Source organism: Streptomyces sp. cmx-4-9 (genome assembly GCF_046548835.1).
In the GTDB taxonomy this organism is placed as follows: Bacteria; Actinomycetota; Actinomycetes; order Streptomycetales; family Streptomycetaceae; genus Streptomyces.
Genome location: NZ_JAEBEE010000013.1, coordinates 114,320 through 126,693 on the forward strand (window position 1 = coordinate 114,320; position 12,374 = coordinate 126,693).

The 12,374-nt window shown below is 72.2% G+C and carries 15 protein-coding genes; 12 read left to right on the top strand and 3 right to left on the bottom strand.

Going from position 1 to position 12,374, the window contains the following annotated elements; all coding sequences use genetic code 11:
• Positions 1-118: 118 nt before the first annotated feature.
• From ACLJTM_RS32995 to ACLJTM_RS33025, 7 genes are all read left to right on the top strand, one after another.
• Positions 119-958, top strand: coding sequence for a glutamate ABC transporter substrate-binding protein (locus tag ACLJTM_RS32995; protein ID WP_411107486.1), 840 nt, complete (start codon positions 119-121; stop codon positions 956-958).
• Between the two features lie 83 nt (positions 959-1,041).
• Complete coding sequence (locus tag ACLJTM_RS33000) at positions 1,042-1,716, top strand: amino acid ABC transporter permease (protein ID WP_411107487.1); 675 nt, start codon at positions 1,042-1,044, stop codon at positions 1,714-1,716.
• Entirely contained in the window at positions 1,713-2,594 is an 882-nt protein-coding gene (locus ACLJTM_RS33005; RefSeq protein WP_411107488.1) for an amino acid ABC transporter permease, read from the top strand. Before ACLJTM_RS33000 ends, ACLJTM_RS33005 begins: the two co-directional genes overlap by 4 nt.
• Positions 2,595-2,822: 228 nt before the next feature.
• Positions 2,823-4,403, top strand: coding sequence for an FAD-dependent oxidoreductase (locus ACLJTM_RS33010; RefSeq protein WP_411107489.1), 1,581 nt, complete (start codon positions 2,823-2,825; stop codon positions 4,401-4,403).
• 32 nt (positions 4,404-4,435) lie between these two features.
• On the top strand, positions 4,436-4,522 hold the full coding sequence (locus tag ACLJTM_RS33015) for a putative leader peptide (RefSeq protein ID WP_311318651.1): 87 nt from the start codon (positions 4,436-4,438) through the stop codon (positions 4,520-4,522).
• Positions 4,523-4,599: 77 nt separating this feature from the next.
• On the top strand, positions 4,600-5,133 hold the full coding sequence (locus ACLJTM_RS33020) for a cysteine dioxygenase (RefSeq protein WP_411107490.1): 534 nt from the start codon (positions 4,600-4,602) through the stop codon (positions 5,131-5,133).
• Entirely contained in the window at positions 5,130-5,528 is a 399-nt protein-coding gene (locus tag ACLJTM_RS33025) for a rhodanese-like domain-containing protein (RefSeq protein WP_411107491.1), read from the top strand. The genes ACLJTM_RS33020 and ACLJTM_RS33025 overlap by 4 nt, the downstream gene beginning before the upstream one ends.
• Before the next feature lie 124 nt (positions 5,529-5,652).
• Here ACLJTM_RS33025 and recX read toward each other — a convergent pair whose 3' ends face one another.
• Both recX and recA read right to left on the bottom strand, forming a co-directional pair.
• Positions 5,653-6,222, bottom strand: coding sequence for a recombination regulator RecX (recX, locus tag ACLJTM_RS33030; RefSeq protein ID WP_411107492.1), 570 nt, complete (start codon positions 6,220-6,222; stop codon positions 5,653-5,655).
• Positions 6,223-6,225: 3 nt separating this feature from the next.
• Entirely contained in the window at positions 6,226-7,341 is a 1,116-nt protein-coding gene (gene recA, locus ACLJTM_RS33035; protein WP_411107493.1) for a recombinase RecA, read from the bottom strand.
• A gap of 200 nt (positions 7,342-7,541) precedes the next feature.
• On the opposite strand from recA, the gene ACLJTM_RS33040 reads away from it, so the two are divergent.
• The 5 genes from ACLJTM_RS33040 to ACLJTM_RS33060 all read left to right on the top strand — a co-directional run bounded on the left by ACLJTM_RS33040 (position 7,542) and on the right by ACLJTM_RS33060 (position 11,277).
• Positions 7,542-8,042 carry a helix-turn-helix domain-containing protein gene (locus tag ACLJTM_RS33040; protein ID WP_411107515.1) on the top strand — a complete coding sequence of 167 codons (501 nt, stop codon included), beginning with the start codon at positions 7,542-7,544 and terminating at the stop codon, positions 8,040-8,042.
• A 10-nt stretch (positions 8,043-8,052) separates the two neighbouring features.
• Positions 8,053-8,469 (top strand): VOC family protein, encoded by a 417-nt coding sequence (locus ACLJTM_RS33045; RefSeq protein WP_411107494.1) that lies wholly within the window; start codon positions 8,053-8,055, stop codon positions 8,467-8,469.
• An 84-nt stretch (positions 8,470-8,553) separates the two neighbouring features.
• Positions 8,554-9,597 carry a S66 peptidase family protein gene (locus tag ACLJTM_RS33050; RefSeq protein WP_411107516.1) on the top strand — a complete coding sequence of 348 codons (1,044 nt, stop codon included), beginning with the start codon at positions 8,554-8,556 and terminating at the stop codon, positions 9,595-9,597.
• Positions 9,598-9,683: 86 nt separating this feature from the next.
• Positions 9,684-10,451 carry a hypothetical protein gene (locus ACLJTM_RS33055; RefSeq protein WP_411107495.1) on the top strand — a complete coding sequence of 256 codons (768 nt, stop codon included), beginning with the start codon at positions 9,684-9,686 and terminating at the stop codon, positions 10,449-10,451.
• A 64-nt stretch (positions 10,452-10,515) separates the two neighbouring features.
• Positions 10,516-11,277: a Clp protease N-terminal domain-containing protein gene (locus ACLJTM_RS33060; protein WP_411107496.1), complete on the top strand. Its 762-nt coding sequence runs from the start codon at positions 10,516-10,518 to the stop codon at positions 11,275-11,277.
• On the opposite strand, the gene ACLJTM_RS33065 is transcribed toward ACLJTM_RS33060, so the two are convergent.
• A complete protein-coding gene (locus ACLJTM_RS33065; RefSeq protein ID WP_411107517.1) occupies positions 11,225-12,319 on the bottom strand; it encodes an AI-2E family transporter in 1,095 nt (364 codons plus the stop codon). The two genes, ACLJTM_RS33060 and ACLJTM_RS33065, sit on opposite strands and share 53 nt — an antisense overlap.
• Positions 12,320-12,374 lie beyond the last annotated feature (55 nt).

Below are 12,374 nucleotides of genomic sequence, written 5' to 3' on the forward strand. Positions count from 1 at the left end.
GCCGGGGTCTGGTAGTCATCCGGGGGGCGGATCACCGTCGCGGCCGCCATGGCCCGCGGCAGCTCCGCCGCACTCGTCGCCCGTCGTTCAACACCGTCTCATCCGAGGGAAGTTCACCATGAAGGTTTTCAAGACCGGTGCGGTCGCGGCCATCGCCGTCACCCTGGCCCTGACCGCGACCGCCTGCGGCGGCAGCAGCGACAAGGGCTCCGAGGGCGGCGGCGGCAAGGAGAAGGTCGTCATCGGCATCAAGTTCGACCAGCCGGGTGTCGGCCTGAAGACCCCCGACGGCAAGTTCACGGGCTTCGACGTCGACGTCGCGACCTACGTCGCCAAGGAGCTCGGCTACCAGCCCGACCAGATCGAGTGGAAGCAGGCGGTCAGCGCCGAGCGCGAGAACCTCATCGCCAACGGCGACGTGAAGTTCGTCGTCGCGAGCTACTCGATCAACGACAAGCGCAAGGAGAAGGTCGACTTCGCCGGCCCCTACCTCCTCGCCCACCAGGACCTGCTGGTGCGTGCCGACGACACGTCGATCACCAAGCCCGAGGACCTGAACAAGAAGAAGCTCTGCTCGGTCACCGGCTCCACCTCGGCGCAGAACGTCAAGACCAAGCTGGCCCCCGAGGCGGACCTGCTGCAGCAGGGCGGCTACTCCGAGTGCCTGACGGGCCTGGAGAACAAGAAGCTCGACGCCCTGACCACGGACAACTCGATTCTGGCCGGTTACGCCGCGCAGGAGAACAACAAGGGCAAGTTCAAGCTGGTCGGGCTGAGCCTGAGCAACGAGAACTACGGCATCGGTCTGAAGAAGGGCGACAAGGACCTTCAGACCAAGATCAACGCCGCGCTCAAGAAGATGGTCGCGGACGGCGCCTGGGAAGCGGCCGTGAAGAAGAACTTCGGTCCGGCGGACTACAAGAACGAGCCGGCCCCGCAGATCACCGAAGGCAGCTGATTCACCGGTGAGGAGCGCCGCCGCCCGCCTGTCACGGGCGGCGGCGCACCTCGCCGGCCATCCTGGGGAGAGCGCAGGGCATCGTGTTCGATTTTCTTGATTCCGGGCAGTACGACCTGCTCGGAGCCTTCTGGGTGACGGTTCAGCTCACCCTCTACTCGGCGGCCGGGTCCCTGGTCTGGGGCACCGTCCTGGCGGGCATGCGGGTCAGCCCGGTCCCGCTGCTGCGGGGCTTCGGCACCGCGTACGTCAACCTCGTGCGCAACACGCCGCTGACCGTGCTGATCATCGCCTGCTCGCTGGGCCTCAACCAGACCCTCGGCATCGAGCTGGGCGGCGGGACCTTCAAGGAGATCGGCTTCAAGCTCGCGATCCTCGGGCTCGTCGCCTACACCGGCACCTTCGTCTGCGAGGCGCTGCGCTCGGGCATCAACACCGTGCCCGTGGGGCAGGCCGAGGCGGCCCGCGCGCTGGGGCTGAGCTTCTTCCAGGTGCTGACCCTGATCGTGCTCCCCCAGGCCTTCCGGGCGGTCGTGGCACCGCTGGCGAACGTACTGATCGCGCTCACCAAGAACACCACGGTGGCAGCGGCCATCGGCGTGGCCGAAGCGGCCCTGCTGATGAAGGAAATGGTCGAGAACGAGGCCCAGGCGCTGTTCGCCGTCTTCGGCATCTTCGCGCTCGGCTTCTGTCTGCTGACCCTGCCGACCGGCCTGCTGCTGGGCTGGGTGGCCAAGCGAGTGGCGGTGAAGCGATGACCTCCGTGCTGTACGACGCCCCCGGCCCCAAGGCCAAGGTCCGCAACTGGATCTACAGCGGCGTCTTCGTGGTCCTGCTCGGCCTGGCGCTGTGGTGGATCCTGTCCGTGATGGCGGACAAGAACCAGCTCGACGCCGACAAGTGGACCCCCTTCGTCACCGAGGCCGAGATCTGGACGACCTTCCTGATCCCCGGCCTGCTGGAGACGCTCAAGGCCGGCGCGATCGCCATGGTGATCGCGATCCCGCTGGGGGCCCTGCTGGGCATCGGCCGGCTCTCCGACCACGCCTGGGTGCGCATACCGGTCGGCGCGTTCGTCGAGTTCTTCCGCGCCATCCCGGTGCTGATGCTCATGCTGTTCGGCTCCGCCCTGTACGTGCAGTTCTCGACCGTCTCCTCGGACGTGCGGCCGCTGTACGCGGTGATCACCGGCCTGGTGCTCTACAACGCGGCCGTCATCGCCGAGATCGTCCGGGCGGGCGTGCTGTCCCTGCCGTCCGGGCAGACCGACGCGGCCAAGGCCATCGGCATGCGCAAGGGCCAGACCATGGCCTACGTACTGATCCCGCAGGCCGTCACGGCCATGCTGCCCGCCCTGGTCAGCCAGCTCGTGGTGATCCTCAAGGACACCGCGCTCGGCGGTTCCCTCCTCGGCCTCGCCGAACTGCTGTCGATGAACCGGCAGATCTCGGCGAACTACAGCAACACCATCGCGACCCTCGTCGTGATCGCCCTGCTGTACATCGCGGTGAACTTCGCCCTCACCAGCTTCGCCTCCTGGCTGGAGGGCCGGCTGCGCACGTCGAAGAAGAGCACCGGCGCCGTGGTCGGCGTGGCCGACGCCGGCGACATGGCCACCGGCAACAACGCCGGGTAGGCCGCCGCGGCCGGCTCCGGTCGCGGTCCGGTTGCGGCTCCGGTCACGGCTCCGGTCACGGCTCGCGCGAGCCTGACGTAGGGTCAGCCCCAGTACGTGGCAGGTGTGGTGCGGCGGAACTCTTCCGCCGCACCACGCCGCGTTCCCGGACGGGTGTCACTTGACGCAGGCACTCCCAGTGGGTTGCATACGTTCTGTGATCACATACCGGACATCGGGAGCCGCGCCATGGACCCGGTGATCGTCGTCGGCGCGGGGCCCGTCGGGCTGTCCCTGTCCCTGGCCCTGGCCGGCCAGGGCGTGCCCTGCATCGTGCTGGAGGAAGGCCCCGGCAAGGAGGAGCCCCGGCCCGCCCGTACGGTCGTGCTGCACGCCGACACCGCCGCCATGGCGAACCGGCTGGGCTGCGCGACCCTCCGCGACGAAGGGGCGTACTTCGCCGCCTGGCGCACCATGCGGCGCCGGCAGTCCGCCCGGCGGAGCACCTTCGACGACGGCCCCGCGCCCCTGCACCTGCCGCAGCACGCCCTGACGCGCGGGCTGCGCGACGCCGCCGCCGCACACCCCCTGGTGCAGCTGGTCACCGACAGCAGACTGGACGCCGTGGAGCAGGACGACCGCGGGGTCACCGCCCACACCCTGGGCGCCGAGACCACGTGGTGGCGCGGGAGTTACCTGGTCGGCTGCGACGGGGCCCGCTCCACCGTGCGCAAGCTCCTCGGCATCCGCTTCCCGGGCCGCACCGCCGTGGAACGCCACGCAGTGGCCGCCCTGCGCACCGAACTGCCCTGGCCCGGCGAGGCCTTGCTGCACCGCGGGCTGAGCGAGCGGATCCCCGAGGTCGGCGCGCGCCCGCTGCCCGACGGGGTGTGGCGGCTGGACTGGCTGCTTCCGGCCCGTGGGGACCTGGTGACCCCCGAAGCCCTGGTGCAGCTGATCCGGGACACCCTCGCCGCCTGGTGCGGGGGCACCACCCCGCGCTACGACCTCCTGGACACCGGGGTCCACACCCTCCACCACCGGTTGGCCCGGCGCTGGCGCGACGGCCGGGCCTTCCTTGCCGGGGACGCCGCCCACCTGCTGGGTGCGCTCGGCACCCAGGGCGTCGAGGAGGGGCTCCGCGACGCCGAGAACCTGGCGTGGAAGCTGGCCCTGGCCTGGCACCAGGGCGCGTCCGAGGCCCTGCTGGACAGCTACGAGGAGGAACGGCGCACCGCCGTCGCCTCCCGGCTGCGCGCCGCCGACCAGGCGATGCCGGTGCTGCGGGCCGGCGGCGGTCTGCGCACCTACCTGCCGGGGGCGGCGCGCGCAGCCGAGTCCCTGCTCGCCGACGGGCACCTGGGCCGGGGGCCGCTGGGCGCGGAGCCGACGTACGCGCCCGCGGTGGCCGTCCGCGAGGTCCCGACGGCCACGGAACCGGGCGGGCCGGTGGCGAACGTGGCGGTGACGGCTCCCGACGGGTCGACCGTCCCGCTGCGCGACCTGCTGGGGCGGGGCCGGCTGCTGGTCCTGCTCGTCGCCCCCGGCACCGGCGTGTGGGACCGCCGCCACTGGCTGGGCGCCGGGCTGATGCCCCGGCTCGCGGCGGCGGTGAGCGCCCTGCCGGTGCGCACCGACCTGCTGGTCGCCGACGCCTACCCGGGGGCCCCGGCGCACACCGTGCTGCTGGTCCGGCCGGACGGGCACCTGGCGGCGACCTTCGCGGGAGTCCGCCCGGCGGAGCTCTACGAGGCGGCGGACGCGGTCCGGGCGGGCGCCCCGGCGGCGCTCCCCGCGCCCACCACGGCGCCGAGCGCCGTGGCCGATTGACCGTCCCGTCGGCGCGTGGTTCACTCGCGGACATGACCGGGAACGACGTACGCCTGTGGCGGAGGGTCCACATGGACCTGCTCCGCTACGCGGGCTGCGTGTGTCGCCCTTCCTGCTGATTCGCCTCTCCCCCGCGCGCCCCGTGCCGTCACCGGCCTGCGCGCACTTCCGCGAACCCCAGGAATGGTCCCGTTTCATGTCTGCACCCGCGTACACCCCTGAGCCCGTGCTGGCCGGGGGGCCTTCGGCCGCCGCCCTCCTCGACTTCGCCCTGCGCACCGCCGCCGACGCCGCTGTCGTCGGCTCGCTGCCGCTCGACCCGCAGGGCCGCACCTGGATCCGGCTCGACGGCCCCGGCGGCAGCGAGGCCTGGCTGATCGGCTGGCCGCCGGGTACCGGTACCGGCTGGCACGACCACGCCGATTCGCGGGGGGCGTTCGCCACCGCCCGGGGCAGCCTCACAGAGCATTCGCTGGCCGTACGGCTGCCCTCGGAGGGCTGGCAGTCGCTGCAGCTCGCCCCGGACCTGGACCGCACCCGCAGCCTCGGCGCGGGCACCGGACGGGCCTTCGGCGAGCACCATGTGCACGAGGTCCTCAACGAGTCCCCGGCCGAGCATGCGATCTCGGTGCACGCCTACTATCCGCCGCTCCCGCTGATCCGCCGCTACAGCCGCACCGGCCCGCTGCTCGCCCTGGAGCACGTCGAGCGTCCGGCGGACTGGCAGTGAGCGCCCCGGACCGGGTCGGGATCGACGAGCTGCTGGAGCGGGTCCGCGCGGGCTACACCCGGGTCGGGCCGCAGGAGGCGTACGAGGCCGTGCGGGACGGCGCCCTACTGGTGGACATCCGCTACCAGGCCCTGCGGGACCGCGACGGGCTGATCCCGGGCGCGCTGGTGGTGGAGCGCAACGAGCTGGAGTGGCGGCTGGACCCGCAGGGCAGCCACCGCGCCGTCGAGGCCACGAGCCACGAGCTGCGGGTCGTGGTGGTCTGCAACGAGGGCTACGCCTCCAGCCTGGCCGCCGTGTCCCTGCACGCCCTCGGGCTGCACCGTGCGACGGACCTGACGGGCGGCTTCCAGGCCTGGAAGGCGGCCGGCCTCCCGGTGACCGCTCCTTCGTGACCTGCTGCCTGCCCGCCGGGGCCCGGGTGCAGGCCGTCCCCGGCCGCAACCCCCGCCGTGGCGGGTCCGGCTGCCCGCCCGCCGTGGCCGGTCCGGCCGGTCTGACCGGCGGCGGTCGGCCGCCTCACTGCCCTGCGCAGCCGTCCAGGTCCTCGGTTTCGTCGCCCTCCGCCTCCAGGGCGCGGCGGACCACCCTCAGGGCCATGCCCTCCGGGTAGCCCTTGCGGGCGAGCATCCCGGCCAGGCGCCGGATCCGCTTGTCCCGTTCCAGGCCACGGGTGGAGCGGAGCTTGCGCGCGACGAGCTCCCGGGCGGTCTGCTCCTCCTGGTCGGAGTCCAGCTGCTCCAGGGCCTCTTCCACGAGGGTGGCGTGCACCCCCTTGGTCCGGAGTTCCTGCGCGAGCGCCCGGCGGGCCAGGCCCCGGCCCCGGTGGCGGGACTCGACCCAGGCGCCGGCGAACGCGGCGTCGTCGATCAGGCCCACCTCCTCGTACCGGGAGAGGACCTGCTGCGACACCTCCTCGGGGATCCCCCGCTTGTGCAGGGCGTCCGCGAGCTGGCGCCGGGTACGCGGGCTCCCGGTGAGCAGGCGCAGGCAGATCGCGCGCGCCTGCTCCTCGGGACTCTGGGGCGGCAGTTCCTGACGGTCTTCACGGCCGCCGGGAAGCCCACTGCCCCGTTCCTGCTCCCGCACGGGTCAGCTCTTGGCCACGGCGGCCTTGGCCGTCGTCTTGGCCTTCGACGCCGGGGCGGGCACTGCGGCAGGGGCGGCATCGGCCGCGGCCGCATCGGCGCCGGCCTCGGCGGCGGCGTCCTTGCGGACCCCCACGCCCAGCTTCTCCTTGATCTTCCGCTCGATCTCGTTGGCGAGATCCGGGTTGTCCTTCAGGAAGTTGCGGGCGTTCTCCTTGCCCTGGCCGAGCTGGTCGCCCTCGTACGTGTACCAGGCGCCGGCCTTGCGGACGAAGCCGTGCTCCACGCCCATGTCGATCAGGCCGCCCTCGCGGCTGATGCCCTGGCCGTAGAGGATGTCGAACTCGGCCTGCTTGAACGGCGGCGCGACCTTGTTCTTGACGACCTTGACGCGGGTCCGGTTGCCGACCGCATCCGTTCCGTCCTTGAGGGTCTCGATGCGGCGGATGTCGAGGCGCACGGAGGCGTAGAACTTCAGCGCGCGGCCACCGGTGGTGGTCTCGGGCGAGCCGAACATGACGCCGATCTTCTCGCGGAGCTGGTTGATGAAGATCGCGGTGGTCTTGGACTGGTTCAGCGCACCGGTGATCTTCCGGAGCGCCTGGCTCATCAGGCGGGCCTGCAGACCCACGTGCGAGTCGCCCATCTCGCCCTCGATCTCCGCGCGCGGGACCAGGGCCGCCACGGAGTCGATGACGATCAGGTCGAGCGCACCGGAGCGGACCAGCATGTCCACGATCTCCAGCGCCTGCTCGCCGGTGTCCGGCTGGGACAGGATGAGGTTGTCGGTGTCGACGCCGAGGGCCTTGGCGTACTCGGGGTCGAGCGCGTGCTCGGCATCCACGAAGGCGACGGTGCCGCCGGCCTTCTGCGCATTGGCCACGGCGTGCAGGGTCAGGGTCGTCTTACCGGAGGACTCCGGTCCGTACACCTCGATCACACGGCCGCGGGGCAGCCCGCCGACGCCGAGGGCGATGTCCAGCGCGGTCGATCCGGTGGGGATGACCTCGATGGGGTCGTTCGGCTTGTCGCCGAGGCGCATGACCGCACCCTTGCCGAATTGCCGTTCAATCTGTGCGAGCGCGGCGTCGAGAGCCTTCTCGCGGTCGGTGCCTGCCATGGGTTCCACCCGGTTTGCTTGAGTCGATCGCTTCACGCCATTGACGCTAGTGCCTGCCACTGACAATGCGCCTCCACGCCGGTTCGGCTGTGGATAACTCATCAGAATGGATGTTCGATTTCTCTGTCAAGCTTGCCACGCCGCACCCCCGTCCGCAGGGCTGGGGCGCGCGGCCCCTGCCGTGCGATGCTGGGTGCGTGATGCTCGAGGACCTCGTCAGGCTGCGGCGCGCACGGGACACGATGGACCGCGACTACGCGCAGCCGCTGGACGTGCCGGCGCTGGCAGCGGTCGCCCTCATGTCCCCCGGGCACTTCTCGCGCAGCTTCCGCGCCGCCTTCGGCGAGACCCCGTACAGCTACCTGATGACGCGGCGCATCGAGCGGGCCAAGGCACTGCTGCGGCGGGGCGACCTGAGCGTGACCGAGGTCTGCTTCGAAGTGGGGTGCACCTCGCTCGGGTCGTTCAGTTCGCGCTTCACCGAGCTGGTCGGCGAGAGTCCGAGCGCCTACCGGGCCCGCAGCCACGAGGCGGGCGCCGCGGTCCCGGCCTGCGTGGCCAAGGTGTACACCCGCCCGCTCAGAAACGGCGGCCCGGCGCCCGCGCCCGCGCCCGCCCCGGCTCCCGCGCCCGCGCCCGCCCCGGCGCCGGCGGCAGGACCGGTCAGGAACGGAGAAGCGGGAACCACCGCCCCCTCGTAACGTCGACGTCATGGACATCAAGCTCTCGCAGTGCTTCATCGCCGTCGACGACCACGACAAGGCGCTCGCCTTCTACCGCGACGTCCTCGGCCTGGAGGTGCGCAACGACGTCGGGTTCGAGGGGATGCGCTGGGTGACCGTCGGCTCCCCCTCGCAGCCGGACGTGCAGATCGTGCTCGAACCGCCGCTCGCCGACCCCAACGCCTCCGCGGCCGACCGGCAGGCCGTGGCGGAGCTGCTCGCCAAGGGCATGCTGCGCGGGGTCATCTTCACCACCGACGACTGCGACGCCGCCTTCGAGCGGATCAGGGCCGGCGGCGGGGAGGTCCTCCAGGAGCCGGTCGACCAGCCGTACGGCGTCCGTGACTGCGCCTTCCGCGACCCCTCGGGCAACATGATCCGCTTCACCCAGCCCCGCACCGGCTGACCGCCGCCGCGGGCGCGCGGCACCGGAAATGCCGGTGCCGCGCAGCGGGGGTGCTCACACGATCACCGGGTGACCGATCCCCGGGTGACCGATCCCCGCCATCCCGCCAAGCCCCGACCCGGAGACCGGATCGCGGTGCTGTCCCCCTCGGCCGGCCTGCCCGGGCTCTTCCCGCTGCCCTACGAGCTGGGGCTGCGCAGGCTCCGGGACGAGTTCGGACTGACGCCGGTGGAGTACCCCACCACCCGCAGGATGGGCGCCTCGGCCGAGGACCGGGCCGCGGACCTGCACGCGGCCTTCGCCGACCCGGACGTCAAGGCGGTGATCGCGAGCATCGGCGGCGACGACCAGATCACCGTGCTGCCCCACCTCGACCGCGACCTGCTGCGGGCGCACCCCAAGCCCTTCTTCGGCTTCAGTGACAACACCAACCTGCTGCTGTTCCTGCGGGAGCTGGGCATCGTCGGCTACCACGGCGCCAGCGTCATGGTCGAGCTGGGCCGGCCGGGGGCGGTGCATCCGGCGACCGCCGCCTCCCTGCGGGCGGCGCTGTTCACCCCGGGCCCCTACGAGCTCACCCCCTCCCCCGCCTACCGGGACGTCGACGTGCCCTGGGACGACCCGGAGGGCTTCGCCCGCGAGCCGGGGTCGGAGCCCTCGGGCGGCTGGTCCTGGCACCGGGCGGACCGGGTGGTCGAAGGGCTCGGCTGGGGCGGGAACCTGGAGGTCCTGTCCTGGCTGCTGATGGCGGACCGGGTGGACGGCGCGGCCGGCTCCCGCGCCGGGAACGTGCTGTTCCTGGAGACCTCGGAGGAGATGCCGGGCGCCGAGGAGGTCCACCGGATCCTGCGGTGCATGGGCGAGCGCGGACTGCTGCAGCAGTTCCCGGCGCTGCTGATGGGGCGGGCGAAGAGCTGGTCGTTCGCCAACCGGCTGGACGCCCGGGCGAAGGAGCACCACCGCGCGCAGCAGCGTGCGGCCGTTCTGCGGGCGCTGGACGTGTACGCCCCCGCCACGATGGCCGTCTTCGACGTCGAACTCGGTCACACGGACCCCCAGTACGTGGTGCCGGTGGGCGGCCTCGTCCGGGTGGACGGCCCGGCCCGCCGGATCCACGTCACGTACTGAGGGGCCGCCGGCACCCCCGCCTGCGGCGGCGCGGCGGGCAACCCGCACCATCAGGGGTCGACACGATCCACAGGGGGACACTGCACATGGACAGACGTACGGCGGCAGCCGCGCTCATCGGCGCCGCACTGCTCACCGGGACCGCCGCCTGCACCGCCGGCGGCGCGGGGGCGGCGCCCGCCGCCGCGGGCCCCGAACGGACCGCCGGCGCGAGCCCGGACCGCAGCCCGGGCTGGAGCGGCGGCCCGAGCCCCACCGGCGCGCCGGGACCGACCACCGGGCAGTTGCAGGCCTTCGTGCTCGCGCCGGGTGCGAAGGCCGGTCGCTACGAGGTCTCGGTCCCGCTGTTCGACGAGCCGTTCAGCGAGGCGTACGAGGCCGCGCCGCAGGTGTGCACCCCGCTCACCACCCTCGGCCGGGCCGGGCACACCGGCCAGGCGTACGCCAAGGTGCAGGTGCCGGGCGAGTGGCAGGAGGTGGACACCGACGTCCTGCTGCGCTCCTACCCGGGCGACGGCGCGGCCGCGGCGATGAGGTCCCTGGCCGAGGCGGGCCGGCAGTGCGCGGGCGGGTACACGGAGGACCGGGCCGTCGTGGAGGGCAGGGTCACGGGGGTGACGGCGGTCCCGGCGCCCGCGCTGGGCGACGAGGCGCTGTCCTTCCGGATCGTGGTGCAGGACGTGAAGGAGAAGGACGTCTCCCTGTACAAGTACCTGACGGTGGTCCGCTCCGGGGCGGTGACGCTGTCCTTCCGCTCGGACATCCTCGACGTGAAGGACTTCGGCGGGGTCCCGGCGGAGGTGGTGGCGGCCCAGTGGGAGAAGTTCGCCCAGGCCTCGGGCGCAGGCTCGTAGCGGGCCGCACCGAATGACAACCTGAGGTTGACAGTCCGATGACTGTCAACCTACGGTTGCACCCATGACGAACCCCGACGCGGAACCCGTTCGCATGACCAATCCGGTACGCCTCGACGACCTGATCGAGGCCATCAAGAAGGTCCACACCGACACCCTGGAGCAGCTCAGCGGCGCCGTGGTCGCCGCCGAGGCCCTCGGTGACGTGGCCGACCACCTCATCGGCCACTTCGTCGACCAGGCCCGCCGCTCCGGCGCCTCCTGGACCGACATCGGGCGCAGCATGGGCGTCACCCGGCAGGCCGCCCAGAAGCGCTTCGTCCCCAAGGCGGACAAGGAGGGTGAACCGGGCCTCGACCCCCAGCAGGGCTTCGGCCGCTTCACGCCCCGCGCCCGGAACGTGGTCGTGACCGCGCAGAACGAGGCCCGTGCGGCCGGCAGCAGGGAGATCGGCACCGACCACCTGGTCCTGGGCCTGCTCTCCGAGCCGGACGGCCTGGCGGTCCGGGCGATGGTCTCGCTGGGGGTGGCGGTGGACGACGTACGCGCCGCGGCAGGCGCCGGGCTGCCCCCGGCGGCGCAGGACCTGCCCGCCCTGATCCCCTTCGACGCCCCGGCGAAGAAGGCCCTGGAACTCACCTTCCGCGAGGCCCTGCGCCTGGGCCACAACTACGTGGGCACCGAGCACATCCTGCTCGCGCTCCTGGAGCTGGAGCACGGCACGGGCACGCTCAGCGGCCTCGGGATGCACAAGGACGCGGTCGAGGCCTGGGTCAACGACGCCCTGGCAGCCGTACTCGCCGCCTCGGACGAGAGCGGGAAGTAGACGCGTCGGCGTGCTCGGTCAGCGCGTACCGCTTCACGTACGCGCCGAGGAAGGCCTGCAGGGTGGCGACGGCCGGGATGGCGATGAGCGCCCCGACCGCGCCCAGCAGGGCGGTCCCCGCGATGACCGAGCCGAAGGCCACCGCGGGATGGATGTCCACGGTCTTCGAGGTCAGCTTCGGCTGGAGCACGTAGTTCTCGAACTGCTGGTAGACCACCACGAATCCGAGCACGTACAGGGCGTACCAGGGGTTGACCGTGAAGGCGATCAGCATCGGCAGGGCGCCCGCGAGGTAGGTGCCGATGGTGGGGATGAACTGGGAGACCAGTCCCACCCACACCGCGAGGGCGGGCGCGTACGGGATCTCCAGGACCGCGAACAGCACGTAGTGCGCGACCCCCGAGATCAGGGCCATCAGCCCGCGCGAGTACAGGTAGCCGCCCGTCTTGGCGACCGCGATCTCCCAGGCGCGCAGCACCTCCGCCTGCTTCGCGGGCGGCAGCACGGAGCACAGCGCGCGCCGCAGCCGCGGACCGTCCGCGGCGAAGTAGAAGGAGAACAGCCCGATCGTCAGCAGGCGGAAGAGCCCGCCGAGGACGGTCGTCGACACGTCGAGCACCCCGCTCGCGCTGTTCTGCACGTACTTCTGGAGCCAGTCGGAGTGCAGCAGGCTGTCCTGGATGGCCAGGCGGGACAGCTCGGTGTGGAAGGTGTCGTTGATCGACTTGATCACCGAGTCGAGGTAGCGGGGGAAGCCCTCCACCATGTCGACGATCTGCCCGGCGAGCATCGAGCCCAGCAGGGTGAGGAAGCCGGCGGCGAAGACGAACACCCCGAGGAACACCAGGAAGGTGGCGAGCCCGCGGCGCATGCCGCGGGCCGCCATCCGGGCCACCGCCGGTTCGATCGCGAGCGCCAGGAAGAACGCGATCAGGATGTTGATCAGCAGGCCCATCACCTGGTGGAAGGCCCAGCTGCCGAGCTGGAAGCAGGCGACCAGGGCCAGCACCAGGAGCACCGCGCGCGGCAGCCAGCGCGGCATCCGCTCCCCGGCCGCCGGCGCAGGGTCCCCGGCCGGTCCTTCGGGGCCGCCCGGG